We start from the raw sequence: 17,362 nt of genomic DNA on the forward strand, positions 1-17,362 counted from the left end.
GGATCCGAGCTACCAGATGGACCCGGCACGGATAAGGGAAATCTCCTGCCAATGCCGTACCTCAACGGGGATTCGGCACGTGGAGGATCTCCCGCTTGGCGTTTTCCACCGGAGCACCGGCGGAAACCCAGCGATCATAAATTCCCCACCCCTGCGGAATCAAGGCGCGGGCTCTTGCGAATCGATCCGGAGAATTGAGCAGCACAACGATCAGCCTGCGGGGCGTGACGCCCTTGCTCCCGTCCGGCTTGGGACGAATCAGCGGCGGGCGCTCGACCGACAGCGACAGGCACTGCCCGGCGGCGCGGGTGGTCCCGGTCTTGAGGCCGATGATGGTTTCGGAAACCAGCTCGTTGGTGTTCTTCACATTGAAGCTGCGGGGTTGTTCCAGCCCCTTCACGGTGATCAGCCGCTCCTTCTGCCGGGAGATGAAGGTGAAGCCCGGGCGCCGCATCGCATAGACCGAGAGCTTGGCGATGTCGGCCGCGGTCGAAACCCCGACCTGGTCCGGCAATTCCAATCCGTGCGGATTTCTGAAGGTGGTCTTCCGCATCTCCAGGGCCTTGGCCAGTTGGTTCATCTCATCCACGAACTCGCGGATCGGATCGCCCTGACGGCCCTTGCGGCGGAGGAACTCCCGGCCGACGTGATCCGCGAGCGTGAGTGCCGCCGCATTGTCCGAGCCGAGGACCGCCGAGCTCAGGGCCTCGATCATCAGCATCCGTTCCCCGGGCACCAGAGCCATGGGATTCGGCCCCGGAAGGGCCACGACGGCCGGGGGCACCACCACCTCCCGTTTCGCGACGTCCACGCCGGCCGCCTCCGCCCAGTCGGTGACCAGCACGGCGGTGGCGATCTTGGTCAGGCTGGCGACCGGGCGCTTGACCGTGGAATTGTTGGCGATGAGCACCTTGCCGGAATGGGCCTCGACCACCATGAGAGCCTCTTCCGCTGCCAGCAACCCGACCGCCGAAGCCGCCACCACTGCCCGAATCCATGTTTTCGCGAAACGCACGGCGGGAGTCTAGCGGTCCGCAGGCAGTCCTCAACCGCAAACGCGTCCCTCCCAAATCGTGCCTTGCCATGACCTCCGCATCCCCTAGCCTGCCGCCGTGAAGCGGCCCAGACGGCGCTTCTTCGCACCACAACGACCGGGCCAATTTCCGTTCCCGATCCAAGGAGGATCCTCCGTCCCGCTACGCAAAGGACGATCCTCCCCCGGCACCGAACGCCGGCGGATCCCGAAGGAATACCAGCCGGTGGCCGACCGCGGACGACTCGCGGTCCTCCACTTCCGGAACACCCAGGCGAGCGGCCCGACAACCAAACAACAACATGTCAGAGAGCAAATCGGAAAACCGTGGCAGCGGCCAGAGACGCCGCCGCTCCCGCGGTGGCAGAAACCGCAACCGCAACAACAACCAGCAGGGAAACCGCGACGGCAATCGTCAGGGTGGAAATCGCCAGGGGGGCAAACGTCAGGGCAACCGCAGCGGTGGTCCGAGACCGCGCCGCGCGCCCAAGCCCAAGCCGCTGACCTGGTGGCAGAAGCTTCTCAAGTCCATCGGCCTCTACAAGGAGCCCCAGCGCTCCTCCAAGGGTCGGGGCGGTTCCGCTCCCAAGTCCAACGTCCGCAACGCCCGCTCCGACGATTCGGAGCCGAAACCGGAGCGCAAGCCGCGCGAGAAACGCGAGAAGCAAGAGCGACGCGAGCCCGTCTCCACCGGAGACGTCACGACCAAGCGCATCTACCTCGGCAACCTCTCCTACGAGGCGACCGAGAGCGACCTCGAGGAACTCTTCCGCGGCGTCGGCACCGTGCGGCGGGTCGAGATCGTTTACAACCGCCGGACCCATCGCTCGAAAGGCTATGGATTCGTCGAGATGCTCAACGTCGACGAAGCCAAGCGCGCCGTCGAGATCCTGCACGACCAGTTCTTCATGGGACGCAAACTCAACGTGAGCGGCGCGAAGTCCCAGGGACCGGCCGACGCGGATGACGCCGATGACGCGGAGGATCATCCCGGCGACGAGGCCCCGACACCCGAGGAAAGCCTGCCTCCGGCCGAGCCCCAGAGCGACAGCGGGACCAAGCCGTAGTAAGCAACCCCGGAAATCCACTCACGCGCCCCGCCGGCTTGCCCGCGCGGGGCGCTTTCTGTTTGATCGGAGCGTGCCCGAGCCCATCTACATCTGCGGCCCCACCGCTTCGGGCAAGAGCACCCTCGCCCTGGAACTCGCCGGGAAACTCGGTGGCGAGATTGTGAATGCCGATGCCTTTCAACTCTACCGGGGCGCCCCCGTCCTGACCGCGGCGCCCTCGGCGGCGGAGCTGGAGACGGTCCCGCACCATCTCTATGGCGTCCTCGACCCGACCGAGGCCTGCGATGCGATGCGCTACCGGGAGATGGCGCTTCCCGTGATCGAGGAAATCCGCGGGCGGGGTCTTCATCCCATCGTCACCGGTGGCTCGGGGCTTTACCTCAAGTTCCTTTCCCACGGACCCTCCCCGCTGCCGCCGGGCGATCCGGCGCTTCGTCGCAAGCTGGACGAGCGTCCGCTGGAATCCCTCGTCGAGGAACTCGCGCAACGGGATCCGCTCGAAGCCTCCCGCACCGACTCCTCGAACCGCCGCTACGTCAGCCGTGCGCTCGAGGTTTGCCTGCTCTCGGGTCGCCCGTGCTCGGAGCTGCGGGATCGGTGGGAGAGTCGCTCGCGGGAGATCGAAGGATCGCTTTGGGGACTGGTGGTCCGGCGGCAACGAAGCGACCTGCACCAACGCATCGACGAGCGCACCCGCCGGATGCTGACGTCCGGCGCGTTCGACGAAGTGGCGGGCCTTCCCGCGGAAATGGCGGGATTCGAGAAGGCGATCGGGATCCAACAGATCCGCGAGCACCTCGGCGGCCGCATCACCCTGGCCGACTGCCGTGAGCGCATCGCTGCAGCGACCCGCCAGTATGCGAAGCGCCAGGAAACCTGGTTCCGGCGCGAGAGCTGGCTTCACGCCGTTCCATGGCCGCCGGCGAGCCCACCACCCCTGGACGTGGCCTTGCGTGCCCTTTCCAACAGGTTTTGACCTCGGAGCGATTCACGTTCAGTTTTCCCCGCATGCAGCCGGCGCAATTCGAACACGCGATCGAAAGCATCATCCGTCGCGACAGCCGCTTCGATCCTCAGGCCTACCTCTTCCTGAAGGACGCGCTGGACTTCACCCTCAAGCGGGCGGCCGAGGACAACGGCGGCCAGCCGCGCCACGTCAGCGGGCGCGAACTCGTTCACGGCTTCCGCGATCTGGCGCTGCAGGAATTCGGCCCGATGGCCCACACCCTGATGGGCGAGTGGGGGCTCGATGCCACCCGCAACGTGGGCGAGATGGTCTTCCACCTCATCGACGAGCAGATGTTCGGCAAGCAGGACTCCGACACGCTCGAGGACTTCGAGGACATCTACGACTTCGACGAAGCCTTCGCCACACCCTTCGTCCCCAAGGCACGGATGGAGCCGAGCCGGAAAGGCTAGGAACCCGAGGCCCAGGCCTCCAGCGCGCCGATCATCGCTTCGGCGGCCTTGCCGGCGGTCGCGACCACGTCGCCGTGGTCGAGTTCCGCACCCGGCATTCCGGCACCGAAGTTCGTCAGGCACGACAGTCCGAGCACACGCAACCCGAGAGCCCTCGCCTGGATGGTCTCCAGCACCGTGCTCATGCCCACCGCATCGGCCCCCATCGTGCGAAGCATCCGGACCTCGGCGGCGGTCTCATACTGAGGCCCTCTCAAGCCCGCATAAACGCCCTCGCCCAACGCCAACTTCCGCGCTTCGCAAACTGCCATGAACTCGCTCCGCCATGCGGGGTCGTAGGCCCCGGTCATGTCGATGAAACGGGGGCCACCCTCGAGCGGCGAGGTTCCGGTTAGATTGAGATGATCGTTGAGAATCATCCAGCTGCCCGGGTGCAGATCCTCTCTAAGCGATCCCGCCGCGTTGGTGAGCACCAGCGAGTCCACCCCCTGCTCCGCCATCCAGCGCACCCCGGCGGTGACCGCCTGCGCGGAGTGTCCCTCGTACAAATGGACCCTGCCGCGCATGACCACGATGTCGGTGCCACCGAGCTTTCCGAGAACGAAACACCCCTGGTGCCCAGGCACCGTCGAGACCGGCAGGCCGGCATCGGCAAAGCTCACCGTTTCGGCCACCTCGACTCGCTCGACCAGCCCGTCCAGTCCCGAACCCAAAACCAATCCCGTCATCGCCCGTCCCTAGCATTCAGGAACTCGCCGACCAAGCCTGGATCTGCGCGCTATCCCAGTCGTTGGCGGATCCTGGCGGCCAACTCCTCCAACCGGGGTACGGCCACGCCCGCTTCCCGGGCCTGCCTGAGCGGCTCTCCCCAGATGGCCTCGTATTCGACCGACCTGCCCTCGACGTAGTCGATCATGCTCGAGGGCCGGTAGGCTCCCATCGGCCGGGTTCTTTCGATCTCGAAATCAACGACTCCCGGATCGATCTCCAATCCCTTCGCGTGAGCCACCGCGACGACCTCGCGCATCAGTGCCGCGACATCGGCCTCGATCTCCGGATCGGCCAGCAGTTGATCGGTGGTGACCCCGCCCTCCGCGATCGCCAGACCGTTGAAGGGCACGTTCCAGACGAGCTTCCTCCATTGGGCGTGCTCGAGGTTCTCCGCCGCTCCGGCCTTCACCCCGGCGGCAGAAAAGGCGGCAGCAATCCTGCGGGCGCGGGGAATGCCCGGCCGGGGCACCCATTCGCCGATCGTGACCTTGCCGCCTGCGGTGTGCCGGACGAAGCCTTCTTCCAGGCGGTTCAGGCACACGAAGCAAAGCCCCCCGAGAACCCGGTCGGGACCGACAACCTGCTGCAGCGCCTCGCAATTCCCCAGACCGTTCTGCAAGGTCAGGACCTGTGTGGATTCATGGAGTAGCGGCGACAGCACCTCGGCGAAGTGGTGGTTGGCCGTCGCCTTCCACGCCACGATCACCCAGTCGACCCGACCGATTTCCCCGGGGTCTCGAAAGACCTGCGGGTTCCGCAGTTCTGCGTCTCCATCGACGCTTTCCAGACGGATCCCCCGCTCTTTCACCACGTCGAAATCGGAGCGCAGGAGGAACGAGACATCCTCCCCCGCGAGCGCCAGACGGGTGCCGTAGTAGAGCCCCACGGCCCCGGCTCCGACCAGTGCGATCCTGCCATCCAACTGCATGGCTCAGCCTTTTCGAAGCTCCGTCGCCAGCCGCTTCGCCGTCGCCACGGTGTTGCGGTGGATCTTGGCCGTGAAGTCGGTCTGGCGGTTGTAGCCGCCGCCGTAGAGCACCGTCACCGGCACCCGGTTCCGCAGGAATGCCCCGAGCAGGACCTCGTCGCGGCGCTGAAGGTCCTTCACCGAGAGATGCATCTGTCCGAAGCGGTCGTTGCGATGGTTGTCCGCTCCCGCCACCCAGATCACCAGATCCGGCGAAAAGGTGTCGAGGGCCGCCGCCAGGGTCGAAAAGAGCTGCTTCAGATACATCGCGCCCTCGACGTAGCGGGTGGTCTCGACATCCCGCGAGCCGCTCACCTTGCGGGTCGGGTAGTTCGCCCCGACATGGATCGAGTAGGTGAACACCTTCGGGTCGTCTGCCAGGATCGAGGCGGTGCCGTTGCCCTGATGGGCGTCGGTGTCCACCACCATCACCCGGATCCCGGGCCGCTGCGCCTGCAGGTCGCGGATGGCCACGGCGACGTCGTTGAACACGCAGTATCCCTCCCCGTGGTCGCGGAAGGCGTGGTGGGTTCCCCCGGCGAGACACACCGCGATCCCCTCCTCCAGGGCCGCATGGCAGGCCTGGCGGGTGGCCTCCACCTCGGTCGCGCTGCGCTGGTAAAGCTTCGGCGACACCGGAAGCCCGAGCCGGATCTGCTCCTTGGGATCGAGCTGGCCGCGGTAGATCCGTTCCAGATAGCTGAGATCATGCACCTGCCGCAGCAGGTGGGGCGACACCTCCCGCACCTCGACGATGTCCTCGGCGGCCAGCACTCCCCCCTCGATCAGCATGTCCTTCGACACGCGGAACTTCTGCATCGGGAAGGGATGCTCGGGCGGAAGCTGGAGCTCGAAGTCCTGGGAATAGAAACAGCGCATGCTCGGACTCAGGCAATCACAGCCTCCGACCCTTGCCCAATGGAATCTCCCGCTTCGGGGCTCAATGATCCACCGGCCCCGCGTCCTCCTCGCCGAAGGCCGCCCGCGGCAGGCGGACCCGGTCGACCAGGTCGCGGATTTCCTTCGGCGGATGCGGCGTCAGCTTCGAGACGACGACCGTCACCACGAAGTTCACCAGCATGCCGATCGAGCCGATGCCCTCGGGTGAGATCCCCCACCAAAGCTCGCCCCCGGGGTTCACGAACTTGAAGTAGATGATGTAGCTCGCAGTGAAGATGATCCCGCAGATCATGCCGGCGATCACGCCGGCCATGGTCGTGCGCTTCGAGAAGATGCCGAGGATGATCGCCGGGAAGAACGACGAGGCCGCGAGCCCGAAGGCGAAGGCCACCACCTGCGCGACGAAGCCGGGCGGATTGACCCCGAAATATCCGGCGATGACGACAGCTCCGCCGGCCGCGCAACGGGCCAGCACCAGCTCGGCCTTCTCCGAAAGATTGGGCGCGAAGGTCTTCTTCACCAGGTCGTGGGCCACCGAGGTGGAAATCACCAGCAGCAGGCCCGCGGCGGTCGAGAGCGCCGCGGCCAGGCCGCCGGCCGCCACCAGCGCGATCACCCAGTCCGGCAACTGCCCGATCTCCGGGTTCGCGAGCACGATGATGTCGCGGTCGATGTAGAGTTCGTTGGCCGCATCGGTGGGCGGATTGAGCAGCAGGCGCTCACCCGAATCGCCGCGGGCGGCATCGTCGCCGAGACCATCGAAGCGGGGGATGAACTTCGGGTCGTCGGGCATCGGCGCCAGGGCCGCACCGTCTCCGAGGTACTGAATCTTGCCGTCCTGGTTCTTGTCGACCCAGGCGATCAACCCGGAGTTCTCCCAGTTCTTGAACCAGTCCGGGACTTCGGCATACGAGGTCTCGCTGACGGTCTTGAGCAGGTTCACCCGGGCGAACACGGCCACCGCCGGTGCGGTGGTGTAGAGGATGGCGATGAACAGCAGCGCCCACAGCGCCGAGGTCCGCGCCGCACTGGCCTTCTTGACGGTGTAGAAGCGCACGATCACGTGCGGCAGACCCGCCGTGCCGCACATCAGGGCGGCCGTGATGCAAAAGACGTCGAGCGTCGATTTCTGGCCGTCGGTGTAGGTGTTGAACCCGAGTTCGCGGCTGAGGCCGTCGAGGGTGTCGAGCAGCGTCTTGCCGGTGTCCTGATACTCGCCGCCCATGCCGATCTGCGGCACCGGGTTCCCGGTCATCTGGATCGACAGGAAGATCGCCGGCACCATGAAGGCGAAGATCAGCACGCAGTACTGGGCCACCTGGGTGTAGGTGATCCCTTTCATCCCCCCGAGCACCGCGTAGAAGAGCACGATGATCATGCCGATCACCACCCCCGTGTTCACCTCGACCTCGAGGAAGCGCGAGAACACCACCCCCACTCCCCGCATCTGACCCGCGACGTAGGTGAAGGAAACAAAGATGGCGCACAGCACCGCGACGAAGCGCGCGAGCTTCGAATAGTAGCGATCCCCGATGAAATCCGGCACCGTGAACTTGCCGAAGCGGCGCAGGTAGGGCGCCAGCAGCAGCGCCAGCAGCACGTAGCCACCGGTCCAGCCCATCAGGTAGACCGCGCCGTCGCGACCGGCGAAGGAAATGATCCCGGCCATCGAGATGAACGAGGCCGCGCTCATCCAGTCGGCCGCCGTGGCCATGCCGTTGGCCACGCTCGGAACGCCGCCCCCGGCGACGTAGAAGTCTTTCGTCGAGCCGGCGCGCGACCAGATGGCGATGCCGATGTAGAGCGCGAAGGTCGCGCCCACCAGAAGATAGGTCCAGATTCGAACGTCCATGATCTTTCCGGTTAATCGTTGCCGCCGTGCAACAGCTCACGATCGAGCCGGTTCATGACCTTCACGTAGATCGCGATCAGAACGAGGAAGACGTAGATGCTGCCCTGCTGGGCGAACCAGAAGCCGAGCTTGAAGCCCGTTCCCGGGATCCGGATCTTGTCCAACTGGTCGGCGAACAGCACGCCGCATCCATAGGAAACGATGAACCAGACCGCCAGCAGGCCACCCAGCCAGCTCAGGTTCTTGCGCCAGTATCGCTCTTTCTCCGCCTCGGTGGGTAAATCGTTGTCTTCCATGGGTTGAGGGACTGCCTATCAGCCCCTCCGCGGAAGGAAAAGGATTTTGCCCGGAGCCTCGATCGCTCCAAAACATCCGGTCAATTCTTCTGGCGCGTCCCCGGGGCCTGACCCAAGTTCGCCGCGAACCCCGATTGCATTGCCATGGCTCAACCATCCGGACCTCCCGATCTCCCGCCCTACCGCTCGGCTTCTCCCAGACCACAGATGCCTCAGCTTCCGAAACTCCCGTTTTCGCCGAAGTTCCTCCTCTTCGTACCGGTCGTGCTCGTGCTGATCATCGGCGTTTACACCTCGTTTTACACGGTTGAAGCCGAGGAAGCGGGAGTCGTGCTCCGGTTTGGTGGCTACCACTCGACCGAGGAACCCGGGCTGCGATTCAAGATCCCCTTCGGCATCGACCAGGTCCACAAGGTGCCGGTCGAACGCCTGATGACCCAGGAATTCGGCTTCGGCACTCCGGGTGCCACGAATCGCAGCCAATTTCGTGAACAAACCAACGAGCAAGAGGCGGAAAAACAGATGGTCACCGGCGACCTCAACGCCGCTTTGATCGAATGGGCCGTTCAATACTACATCCGCGACCCGCAGGATTATCTTTTCAACGTCCGCAATCCGGATGAAACCCTGCGCAACGCCTCGGAGTCGGTGATGCGGGAAGCGGTCGGCGACCGCACGGTTGACGAGGTGATCACCTTCGGTCGCCAGGCCATCGAGGCCGAATCGCTGCTCAAGCTCCAGGCTCTGGTGGACAAGTATGAAATGGGCCTCCAGATCGACCAGGTCCAGCTCAAGAACGTCAATCCGCCCCGGCCGGTCCAGTCTTCCTTCAACGAGGTCAACAACGCCCAGCAGGAGAAGGAGGAATCGATCAACAAGGCCAACGGCGAATACAACCGGGAGGTGCCGAAGGCGCGAGGCGAGGCCCAGCGAAGAATCAGTGACGCCGAAGGTTACGCCGTCCAGCGGGTCAACGAGGCCGAGGGCGACGCCGCCAAATTCAACGCGCTCTACACTGAATTCACGAAAGCACCCGAAATCACAAAGCGCCGGCTCTACCTGGAGACCATGACCAAGGTGGTTCCGGTGATGGGAAGGAAAATCATCCTCGACGAGGAAGCCGACCAGTTCCTTCCGCTTCTCAACCTTGACTCCCGCACTCCCCTTTCACAATGAGCGACCCCACCTCCACCAAAAAGGCCGCCACCGGCTGCCTCACCGCCATCCTCGTCCTCTTGGGTGTCGTGCTTCTGGCCGCGGCGGCTTACCGTGTCAATGAGACCGAACAGGCCATCATCACGCAGTTCGGCAAACCGGTCGGTGAACCGGTCACCGAGGCCGGCCTGCACTTCAAGATGCCCTTCATCCAGAAGGTCAACATGATTGAGAAGCGGATTCTCGAATGGGATGGCGAGCCGACCGAAATGCCGACCAAAAGCAAAACCTACATCCTCGTCGACACTTTCGGCCGCTGGCGTGTCTCCGACCCTCTGGCCTTCTTCAAAAGTCTGCGGACCGAGCGCCGCGCCCAGTCGAGGATCAGCACCATCATCGGCTCGGAGACCCGCAGTGCCGTCGCCGACAATGAACTGATCGAGGTCGTGCGCACCACCAAGAACCGTGAGGTCCTGATCGACGAGGAACTCGCTGAAGCGGATCGCTCCGGCAAGATCGGGGCCCTCAAGCCGATCGAGAAGGGGCGGTCGGCACTCGAAGAGCGCATCCTCAGCCAGGCCGCACCAAAGCTCGCCGACGTCGGGATCGAGTTGCTCGATGTGCGCTTCAAGCGGATCAACTACAACCCCTCGGTGCAGACCCGAATCTTCGACCGCATGATTTCCGAGCGCCAGCAGATCGCCGAACGCTTCCGCTCGGAGGGTCAGGGTGAGGCCGCCAAGATCATCGGTAACATGGAGCGCGACTTGCGAGGCATCGAGTCCGACGCCTACCGCAAGATCGAGACCATTCGCGGCGAGGCCGACGCCAAGGCCACTGCGATCTACGCCGAATCCTACAATCAGACGCCTGAAGCGGCGGAGCTCTACAATTTCGTCCGCACGCTCCAAGTCTACGAAGAGGTCATGGATAAGGACACCACGCTGATCCTCAGCACGGACAGCGACTTGTTCCGGTTGTTGAAGGACGCCGACCACAAGCAGAAGGCTGCGCCGTCAGCGCCCGCTGCAGGACCCTGATCCAGCGGCTTCGACCGTTCCAACGCGCCGAGATCGGGGAGTCACGGACCGCCCGCACAGGTTCCGTGATCGCGTGATAGGCTGATGATCAATCTAGGTTGATTATCATGCCCGTTAACCCCAGATCTCCCGATGCGTTCCCCTAGCCGCCTCGGGGCGTGCCCCCGCCCCCTTGTCCCTCTGACGATCCTTGCCATCTTGTGCGGTTCGTTCCTGCCATCGTCGTTTGCTCAGACGATCACCGGATCCATTGAAGCCATCGAGCACCCCTCCTACGCGGGCATCGCCTCCAACTTCCGGATCTCGAACGCCCGGGTGGACGGTGAGACGATCTACGACGGAGAGATTCTGATCTTCTGCGCGGACCTCGATGCGATCTCGCTGGACGAGGATCTGTCCTCCTACCCCCACGAGCTGTCTTCCACGAATTCACCTCTCGTGTTGGGTGCCATCGAAAACTTCGACATCTGGGACCGCTACTCCAAGACCCAAGACGAGGCTTACGCGATGGCGATGCTCCATTGGTTCGTCGACCATCACTACGAAAGCGCGTTTCTCAACGGCGACGAAACCAGCCAGTATGCCTTCCAGAACGTCGTGTGGGAGATCTTCGGCGACGGTGGCACGGCCAACGGCCTCAACTTCAACACCGGCAACATCGATCGCTCGAAGTTCAGTCCCTACGGGCGGAAAGAAGCACCCGAACTCTGGGCCGCCATGAACGCCATGCTCGACACGATCGAGAACTCCGGCGTGGATGCCAGCTACTCTCCCAAGTACCAGCTGCTCGGGATCGAGGACGTCCGGCCCGACCACCAGGACTACCTCGCGCTCGCAGCGACCTTGGACCCGATGGCGATCCCCGAACCCGGCGTTCCCTCGCTCCTCGGTGTCGCCGGTCTGTTTCTGGCTTGCCGCCGCTCCCGGTCCGGGCGGGGCTGATCGCTTACGGCAGGTAGCCGAGCCACTGGCGGCCGAGCAGCAGCACGATCGGCATCGTGAGCATGCTCACCACCGTCGTCGCCACCACGATCTCGACCGCCACCCCCGGGCGACCGCCGTAGAGCTTGGCCAGGAGGATGGGCGTCACCGCGGCCGGCATCGAGGCCTGCACGATGAGCACCTGCTCCAGCGGCTGGGGTGCCGGAAGGAACCGGGCCGCACTCAGGATAACCGCGGGTACGATGGCGAGACGGACCACAATCCCACCCAGGCTCGCCCGCAGGGTCGGGCGCTCCTTCCCAATCAGGTCCATCACCACCGCCCCGGTGACGAAGATCGCCACCGGAAACGCGCCACTGCCCAGCCAGCGCATCGTCGTCCGCAACACGCCCGGCTCGGCCACCTCGCTGCCAGCCGGGACCCGCATGCCGTCCCAGCCCGTGGCCACCAGAATCAAGCCGAAGACCACCGCCACCACCGGTCCATTGACCAGGCGCCGCCACGGGACCTGACGCTGGCCCGAGATCAGCATCACCCCCACCGACCAGATCGCCAACTCGACCCCGAGGTTGTGAACGAAGAGCATCGCGATCGCTCCCGTGCCGACCCACATCTGCTCGACCACCGGAATCGCCGTGTAGCCGAAATTCTGCACCCCGGCGGACAGCGCGAAGGTCCGCTTGCCCGTGCCCCGCTCGTAGCGCAGCAGACCCGCCGCCACCCAGGCGATGCCGAAACCCGCCACCGTCAGGGAGAATCCGGTGCCGATCCCCCATGCCACCGCCGACACGTCGCGCACGCTCTCGCTGCCGAGGATCTTGTCGATGATGAAACACGGATAGAGCACGTGAAACACGAGATGCAGGATGCCGTCGTCGTGCTCGCGCCGGGTCATGCCGACCCGCCGCAGGATCGCGCCGAGCAGCATCAGCAGATACACCGGCAACACCTGCCGCAGGACCTCGAGCATCGTCTCCACCGGCGCCAGACTCACCTCCCCGGCACCAACCCGCAAGCGCCGCGTGGATTTCCCCCTTGGACAATCGCGCGCTCTTCGCCTAGCTCCGCGACGTGTCCGAACCCGTCCCCGTCGAGGAATTCAGCCGTGTCGAGTCGATCTTCGTCCGGCACCGCAACGTGCTCGCCGTCCGCGCCCAGCTCACGCCGATCTACACCGACTACTACCTGCACCTCATGCAGCACGAGCTGAAGCAGCCGCCCGATCTGGACGGCATGCTCAAGGACCTGCTCGCCGGGCTGATGCTCCACTGCGTCGCCCGGCCGTGGGCCGAGACCATCGCTTGGACTGTCAACCTCCGCGCCCCGCGGGTGAACCTCTTTGCCACCGGGAGCTCGCTGGAGGAAACCATCACTGGACGCCTCTTCACCGAGGATGTCCGCGAGCCGGACCGGAATTTCTTCTACTCCCAGACCCTCACCCAGCCCGGGACCGAGCCCCGGACTTCGACTTTACAGGTCGATGGCGCGGACCCGCTCTTCTGGGTCGAGCAGTACTACATGCAATCCGAGCAGCGCCCGGCGAAGCTGTTCCGACTCCCCGACGAGACCTTCGTCCTGATCGCCGCCCAGCCCGACTACGATGAGGAATGGTTCGAAGCGCTGGACGCGGCGCAGGTCGCCACGCTCGAGTCCGACGAGGAAACCAAGCTGCTGGAGACCCGGAAGTTCCGCTTCGGCTGCGGGTGTGATCTGGAGAAGATCCTGCCGGTCCTCGGCGGCTGGCGGAAGCGTCCGGCGGATCTTTTTGGCGAGGAGGACAAGATCGTTGTCCAATGCCCCCGCTGCGCCGCACGCTATCTGGTAACGCGCGACATGCTTCTCTAGACTGCGGCGCTTCAGCGCCGCTTTCCCCAGGTCGATTCATCGACCGCGACCCGGCCCGGGCCGTGTTGAAGCCCGCCCCGCAAAGCGGCGCTGAAGCGCCGCAGTCTAGACCAATCCCCGTCTCCGACACTCCTCCGACAGCTTCGCATCCGCCCCGAGCACCTCGAAATCGTCGTCCACGTTCAATCGGTCGATCTTGAACCCATAGATCGTCGCCACCTGGCTTCGACTCGCGTTCCGCTCGAACCAGCCGGCCGAGCACCACGGATAAAGATCCGGCCGCGCGACCAGCCCGTGCCTCACCGGGTTCCGGTGAACGTAGGAAAGGCGGGCGAGATAGGACGTCGGAATCGTCAGCAGGGTGTCCCGGAAATTGTGCCACACCTTGCATCCACGCATTCCGTCGCGGCGATTTACCCAGCAGGCGCTGCGGCCATGCAGCACCCGTAGCCACGACCCGAGTGGCTTGCTGTCGTCATCCGACTTCGCCACGAAATGGTAATGATTCGAAAACACCGCCCACGCTTCGAGGTGCCAGCCCGCGTCGTCGGCCAAAGCCAGCAGTTCGCGCGTCAGGTATGCCAATCGCGGACGCGAGCCGAAGCGATGCTTCCGGAGATAGGTCCCTGCCGTCACGAAATACGTGCCCGCGCGCCATTTCCAGTGCGGCGGCGCATGAGGCCAGCAAATCGTCGACATGGTGTGTTTATGAACACTTTTTCAATCCGCCCTGTCAAGTCCGTGATCGAACCCTTTAGACTGCGGCGCTTCAGCGCCGCTTTCCCCAGGTCGATTCATCGACCGCGATCCGGCCCGAGCCGTGCTCAAGCCCGCCTCACAAAGCGGCGCTGAAGCGCCGCAGTCTAGAGAATCACCCCGATGACGGACCTCACAGCCATCGCGAAACGACTTCCCTCGGCACCATCCGGCGCTCCGCGACCGGTCGGTGGCGGCTGCATCCACAGCAGCTACGTCTGGGGCGATTGCTTCCTCAAGACCAACGACCTCTCGCAGTCCGACAATTTCGCCACGGAGGCCGCCGGCCTGGAAGCCATTGCCGCCACCGGCGCCATCCGGGTGCCCGAGGTCATCGTTCATGGCATTGAAGGCGAGACCGCCTTCCTGATCCTCGAGCGACTCAAGCTCGTGTCGAGTGGCGACGAGGCGGCTCTTGGCGAGCAGCTCGCCATCCTCCACAGCCACACCGCCGGGGCCTTCGGCTTCGATTGCGACAATTTCATCGGCGCGACCCCGCAGCCGAATCCCCGGACCACCTCGTGGGTCGAGTTTTTCACCGAACATCGCATCCGCCACCTGCTGCGCCTGCTCGGAGACCGGGGCCTGCGCTTTGCCGGATCGGATGACTTTCTCCGGCGACTGCCGGACCTCCTGCCGCCGGATCCCCCCGCCTCGCTCATCCACGGCGACCTGTGGGCGGGCAACAAGGCCTTCCTGCCCGACGGCACCCCTGTCCTCTTCGACCCGGCGGCTCACCATGCCGATCCGGAATGCGATCTCGCCATGACCGGGCTTTTCGGCGGATTCTCCGCCCGCTTCCACGATGCCTATCGCTCCGTCCACCCCGCTCCGGCGGACGAGCATGACCGCCATGAAATCTACCGCCTCTACCACCTGCTCAACCACGCCCTGCTCTTCGGCGGCAGCTACATCGATCAGGCGGGCGCTGTCATTAGCCGCTTTGCTTAGCCTCGTCGCCTGCACGACCGATCCCCTCGCCATCCCCGGCCCGGCGCGCTCGGTGACGCGGGATCAGGCGATCGCCACCGCCTACACCTACACCCAGGTCCGGTGGATGCCGGAGGAGCGCCACGTGCTTCATGGAAAGGATGAAGACGGCATCCTTGTGCACACCCCCGACACCGGGCTCGAGGCGCATGGCTTTTCCAACGGCTGGTGGACGCCGGGCACCGAGGCCAAGGGCGTGCCCTACCAGTGGGGCGGGTTTGACACGCCGCGGCAGTTCCTCGCCTCCATCCAGCGCGGGGAGGTTGCCGGCGACATTTCGACGGCCGCCAAGCGCCCCTTGAGCGATGCGGGCACCAGCGCCCACGCCGCCGGCATCGACTGCTCCGGCTTCGTCTCCCGCTGCTGGCGTCTCGACCGCTCCGTTTCCACCGCCGAGCTGCCATCAATTTGCATCCCGCTCAAGAGCTGGAGCCACCTGCAGGCCGGCGACATCCTGCTGAACGACCGGCACGTCCTTCTCTTCAAGGACTGGGACACGGACGGTGGGTCGATTCTGGCCTATGAAGCCGGTCCGTTTCCCGTGTGGAGGGTCAATGCCGCCTCCATCCCGGTCGCCAAGCTGCATCGCGAGGGCTACCGCGCCTGGCGCTACCGGGGGATGCGCGACTAGATCCAGCCCATCTCTTCCCGCCGCTCGCGGTAGATGATTCCGAGTGACCGCCCGTTGGTGAGTAGCACATACATCGCCACCAGGGATCTCACCACCGTCCCGATGATCGGGATGCCCTCGAAAAGCTCCCCGATGAATCGCTCGCTCAGGTAGAGCAGGCAGATCAGGAACACGGCGAGCCAGTAGATCCCACCGGCGCGCACGATGGCAGGCAGGACGATGTGCGGGCTCAGAGCACCGGCGTGGCCGAGAACCGCCACCGCCATCATCGCCATCGGAAAATACACGGCACCGAGCCCCAGCAATCCGAACAGCATCTCCGGATTGGCGTCCTCGCCGACGATGATCGCGTAGGCCAGCACCGGACCGAAGGACACCAGGCCCACCAGCCAGACCTTCAGCATGGGCAGGATCATGTCGTCCATCACTCCCGCCACCGTCGGGAAATCGGGAGCCTCATCCGAGCCGGTCGCCGTGGTCTGGATGATCTCGAAGTACATCGCGCTGATGTAGGCCGTGACCAGCAGGGCCGCGAGCCAGCCGACCACCGGCGCGGCGGCGGCCCATTCCACGACCACGAACAGCGCCGCTCCGATGAAGAAGATGTACTTGCCTCCGCCGCGCAGCGGATAGCCGAAGATGTCCCCAACCAGTCCCATCGGGGGATTTGAGCCTCCGACAGCGCCATCAGGCAAGTCCCACGAACAGCCACGCATTCCCCTTGCCGTCGCTGCCCCACCTGTCGAACCTTGCGGCATGCCAAGCAGCACATTTCTCAAGGAACAGTTCGGATTACAGGGCAAGACGGCCGTGATCATCGGAGGCACGGGCGAACTCTGCGGCACGATGGCCGAAGGCCTCGCCCGCGCCGGGGCCGAGGTGGTTCTCGTCGGTCGCATCCGCGAAAAGGGCGAACTCAAGCTCAAGAAGATCGCCGAGCACGGCGGCAAGGGCTACTTCGTCGCAGCCGACGTGACCAAGCGCGAGTCGCTCCAGAGCCTCCTCGACGAGGTCATCAAAACCTCTGGCAAGGTGGACATTCTGGTCAACGGGGCCGGCATCAACGCTCCCACCCCCTTCCTCGAGATCGAGGAAGAGGAGTTCAAGCGCATCATCGACACCAATCTCACCGCCGTCTTCCGCACCTGCCAGGTCTTCGGCGAATACTTCATCAACGAAGGCATCCCTGCCTCGATCATCAATCTCGGCTCGATGTCCGGCCTGGTGCCCCTTTCCCGCGTCTTCACCTACTCGGCCACCAAGGCCGCCGTCCACAACCTCTCGAAGAACCTCGCCCGCGAGTGGGCCGAAAACTCGATCCGGGTCAACACCCTGGTGCCCGGCTTCTTCCCGGCCGAGCAGAACCGCAAGGTCCTCGATGAAAGCCGGGTGCTCGACATCCTCCGCCAGACCCCGATGAGCCGCTTCGGCAATCCCGAGGACCTGATCGGCGCGACCCTGCTGCTGGCCTCGAACCGGGCCGGGGCCTTCATCACCGGCTCCGAGATCGTCATCGACGGTGGCTTCAACGCGATGAAGATCTGATGTGGCGCAAACCTGAGGTTTGCGAGCCGATCCACCGGGGGTCCGGCCCCGTGGCACGCCGCCTCGAACGATTCTTCGCCACCCCTGTTATCCCGACACGCCAAACCCGGAGGTTTGCCCATCACCCGCAAAGCGGGAGCTTTGCGCCAC

At 64.7% G+C, this 17,362-nt stretch carries 19 protein-coding genes; 10 read left to right on the top strand and 9 right to left on the bottom strand.

The window, feature by feature from the left end; translation table 11 throughout:
- Positions 1-61 precede the first annotated feature (61 nt).
- Positions 62-1,015 carry a D-alanyl-D-alanine carboxypeptidase family protein gene (locus ACG2LG_RS04230; RefSeq protein ID WP_396256610.1) on the bottom strand — a complete coding sequence of 318 codons (954 nt, stop codon included), beginning with the start codon at positions 1,013-1,015 and terminating at the stop codon, positions 62-64.
- Between the two features lie 320 nt (positions 1,016-1,335).
- Here ACG2LG_RS04230 and ACG2LG_RS04235 point away from each other — a divergent pair, with 320 nt between their 5' ends.
- From ACG2LG_RS04235 to ACG2LG_RS04245, 3 genes are all read left to right on the top strand, one after another.
- Entirely contained in the window at positions 1,336-2,100 is a 765-nt protein-coding gene (locus ACG2LG_RS04235; RefSeq protein WP_396256612.1) for an RNA recognition motif domain-containing protein, read from the top strand.
- A gap of 73 nt (positions 2,101-2,173) precedes the next feature.
- Positions 2,174-3,079, top strand: a complete 906-nt coding sequence (miaA, locus tag ACG2LG_RS04240; RefSeq protein ID WP_396256614.1) for a tRNA (adenosine(37)-N6)-dimethylallyltransferase MiaA — start codon at positions 2,174-2,176, stop codon at positions 3,077-3,079.
- A 32-nt stretch (positions 3,080-3,111) separates the two neighbouring features.
- Complete coding sequence (locus tag ACG2LG_RS04245; protein WP_396256616.1) at positions 3,112-3,522, top strand: Minf_1886 family protein; 411 nt, start codon at positions 3,112-3,114, stop codon at positions 3,520-3,522.
- On the opposite strand, the gene ACG2LG_RS04250 is transcribed toward ACG2LG_RS04245, so the two are convergent.
- The 5 genes from ACG2LG_RS04250 to ACG2LG_RS04270 form a co-directional block, all read right to left on the bottom strand.
- Positions 3,519-4,250: a purine-nucleoside phosphorylase gene (locus tag ACG2LG_RS04250; protein ID WP_396256618.1), complete on the bottom strand. Its 732-nt coding sequence runs from the start codon at positions 4,248-4,250 to the stop codon at positions 3,519-3,521. The two genes, ACG2LG_RS04245 and ACG2LG_RS04250, sit on opposite strands and share 4 nt — an antisense overlap.
- 50 nt (positions 4,251-4,300) lie before the next feature.
- Positions 4,301-5,221 (bottom strand): 2-dehydropantoate 2-reductase, encoded by a 921-nt coding sequence (locus ACG2LG_RS04255; RefSeq protein ID WP_396256620.1) that lies wholly within the window; start codon positions 5,219-5,221, stop codon positions 4,301-4,303.
- Positions 5,222-5,224: 3 nt separating this feature from the next.
- Positions 5,225-6,139, bottom strand: a complete 915-nt coding sequence (locus ACG2LG_RS04260; RefSeq protein ID WP_396256622.1) for a histone deacetylase — start codon at positions 6,137-6,139, stop codon at positions 5,225-5,227.
- 61 nt (positions 6,140-6,200) lie between these two features.
- A complete protein-coding gene (locus ACG2LG_RS04265; protein ID WP_396256623.1) occupies positions 6,201-8,012 on the bottom strand; it encodes a sodium:solute symporter family protein in 1,812 nt (603 codons plus the stop codon).
- Between the two features lie 11 nt (positions 8,013-8,023).
- On the bottom strand, positions 8,024-8,308 hold the full coding sequence (locus tag ACG2LG_RS04270; protein WP_396256625.1) for a DUF4212 domain-containing protein: 285 nt from the start codon (positions 8,306-8,308) through the stop codon (positions 8,024-8,026).
- 207 nt (positions 8,309-8,515) lie between these two features.
- On the opposite strand from ACG2LG_RS04270, the gene hflK reads away from it, so the two are divergent.
- The 3 genes from hflK (at position 8,516) to ACG2LG_RS04285 (ending at position 11,445) form a co-directional block, all read left to right on the top strand.
- A complete protein-coding gene (gene hflK, locus ACG2LG_RS04275) occupies positions 8,516-9,484 on the top strand; it encodes an FtsH protease activity modulator HflK (RefSeq protein WP_396256627.1) in 969 nt (322 codons plus the stop codon).
- Positions 9,481-10,503: a protease modulator HflC gene (hflC, locus tag ACG2LG_RS04280; RefSeq protein ID WP_396256629.1), complete on the top strand. Its 1,023-nt coding sequence runs from the start codon at positions 9,481-9,483 to the stop codon at positions 10,501-10,503. The genes hflK and hflC overlap by 4 nt, the downstream gene beginning before the upstream one ends.
- 198 nt (positions 10,504-10,701) lie before the next feature.
- Complete coding sequence (locus tag ACG2LG_RS04285) at positions 10,702-11,445, top strand: hypothetical protein (RefSeq protein ID WP_396256630.1); 744 nt, start codon at positions 10,702-10,704, stop codon at positions 11,443-11,445.
- Between the two features lie 4 nt (positions 11,446-11,449).
- On the opposite strand, the gene ACG2LG_RS04290 is transcribed toward ACG2LG_RS04285, so the two are convergent.
- Positions 11,450-12,415, bottom strand: a complete 966-nt coding sequence (locus ACG2LG_RS04290) for an AEC family transporter (RefSeq protein WP_396256724.1) — start codon at positions 12,413-12,415, stop codon at positions 11,450-11,452.
- Positions 12,416-12,516: 101 nt separating this feature from the next.
- On the opposite strand from ACG2LG_RS04290, the gene ACG2LG_RS04295 reads away from it, so the two are divergent.
- Complete coding sequence (locus tag ACG2LG_RS04295) at positions 12,517-13,290, top strand: Hsp33 family molecular chaperone HslO (RefSeq protein ID WP_396256632.1); 774 nt, start codon at positions 12,517-12,519, stop codon at positions 13,288-13,290.
- A gap of 105 nt (positions 13,291-13,395) precedes the next feature.
- Here the strand turns inward: ACG2LG_RS04295 and ACG2LG_RS04300 are convergent, their stop codons facing one another.
- Positions 13,396-13,989 (bottom strand): transposase, encoded by a 594-nt coding sequence (locus ACG2LG_RS04300; RefSeq protein ID WP_396256634.1) that lies wholly within the window; start codon positions 13,987-13,989, stop codon positions 13,396-13,398.
- 180 nt (positions 13,990-14,169) lie between these two features.
- Between ACG2LG_RS04300 and ACG2LG_RS04305 the strand changes: the two genes are divergently transcribed.
- Both ACG2LG_RS04305 and ACG2LG_RS04310 read left to right on the top strand, forming a co-directional pair.
- Positions 14,170-14,997 carry a fructosamine kinase family protein gene (locus ACG2LG_RS04305; RefSeq protein WP_396256636.1) on the top strand — a complete coding sequence of 276 codons (828 nt, stop codon included), beginning with the start codon at positions 14,170-14,172 and terminating at the stop codon, positions 14,995-14,997.
- Positions 14,990-15,667, top strand: a complete 678-nt coding sequence (locus ACG2LG_RS04310) for a hypothetical protein (RefSeq protein WP_396256638.1) — start codon at positions 14,990-14,992, stop codon at positions 15,665-15,667. The genes ACG2LG_RS04305 and ACG2LG_RS04310 overlap by 8 nt, the downstream gene beginning before the upstream one ends.
- On the opposite strand, the gene ACG2LG_RS04315 is transcribed toward ACG2LG_RS04310, so the two are convergent.
- Positions 15,664-16,326, bottom strand: a complete 663-nt coding sequence (locus tag ACG2LG_RS04315; protein ID WP_396256640.1) for a hypothetical protein — start codon at positions 16,324-16,326, stop codon at positions 15,664-15,666. The two genes, ACG2LG_RS04310 and ACG2LG_RS04315, sit on opposite strands and share 4 nt — an antisense overlap.
- A 97-nt stretch (positions 16,327-16,423) precedes the next feature.
- Here ACG2LG_RS04315 and ACG2LG_RS04320 point away from each other — a divergent pair, with 97 nt between their 5' ends.
- The gene (locus ACG2LG_RS04320; protein WP_396256642.1) at positions 16,424-17,212 is read left to right on the top strand and encodes an SDR family oxidoreductase; all 789 of its coding nucleotides are present in this window, start codon (positions 16,424-16,426) and stop codon (positions 17,210-17,212) included.
- The last annotated feature ends 150 nt before the right edge of the window (positions 17,213-17,362 follow it).

The organism is Haloferula sp. A504 (genome assembly GCF_044385805.1).
Taxonomy (GTDB): domain Bacteria; phylum Verrucomicrobiota; class Verrucomicrobiia; order Verrucomicrobiales; family Akkermansiaceae; genus Haloferula.

Coding starts and splice junctions, on each gene's coding strand:
- ACG2LG_RS04235 (WP_396256612.1), top strand. CDS start 1,336: ATGTCAGAGAGCAAATCGGAAAACCGTGGCAGCGGCCAGAGACGCCGC.
- ACG2LG_RS04245 (WP_396256616.1), top strand. CDS start 3,112: ATGCAGCCGGCGCAATTCGAACACGCGATCGAAAGCATCATCCGTCGC.
- ACG2LG_RS04250 (WP_396256618.1), bottom strand. CDS start 4,250: ATGACGGGATTGGTTTTGGGTTCGGGACTGGACGGGCTGGTCGAGCGA.
- ACG2LG_RS04255 (WP_396256620.1), bottom strand. CDS start 5,221: ATGCAGTTGGATGGCAGGATCGCACTGGTCGGAGCCGGGGCCGTGGGG.
- ACG2LG_RS04260 (WP_396256622.1), bottom strand. CDS start 6,139: ATGCGCTGTTTCTATTCCCAGGACTTCGAGCTCCAGCTTCCGCCCGAG.
- ACG2LG_RS04265 (WP_396256623.1), bottom strand. CDS start 8,012: ATGGACGTTCGAATCTGGACCTATCTTCTGGTGGGCGCGACCTTCGCG.
- ACG2LG_RS04270 (WP_396256625.1), bottom strand. CDS start 8,308: ATGGAAGACAACGATTTACCCACCGAGGCGGAGAAAGAGCGATACTGG.
- hflK (WP_396256627.1), top strand. CDS start 8,516: ATGCCTCAGCTTCCGAAACTCCCGTTTTCGCCGAAGTTCCTCCTCTTC.
- hflC (WP_396256629.1), top strand. CDS start 9,481: ATGAGCGACCCCACCTCCACCAAAAAGGCCGCCACCGGCTGCCTCACC.
- ACG2LG_RS04290 (WP_396256724.1), bottom strand. CDS start 12,415: ATGCTCGAGGTCCTGCGGCAGGTGTTGCCGGTGTATCTGCTGATGCTG.
- ACG2LG_RS04300 (WP_396256634.1), bottom strand. CDS start 13,989: ATGTCGACGATTTGCTGGCCTCATGCGCCGCCGCACTGGAAATGGCGC.
- ACG2LG_RS04305 (WP_396256636.1), top strand. CDS start 14,170: ATGACGGACCTCACAGCCATCGCGAAACGACTTCCCTCGGCACCATCC.
- ACG2LG_RS04315 (WP_396256640.1), bottom strand. CDS start 16,326: ATGGGACTGGTTGGGGACATCTTCGGCTATCCGCTGCGCGGCGGAGGC.
- ACG2LG_RS04320 (WP_396256642.1), top strand. CDS start 16,424: ATGCCAAGCAGCACATTTCTCAAGGAACAGTTCGGATTACAGGGCAAG.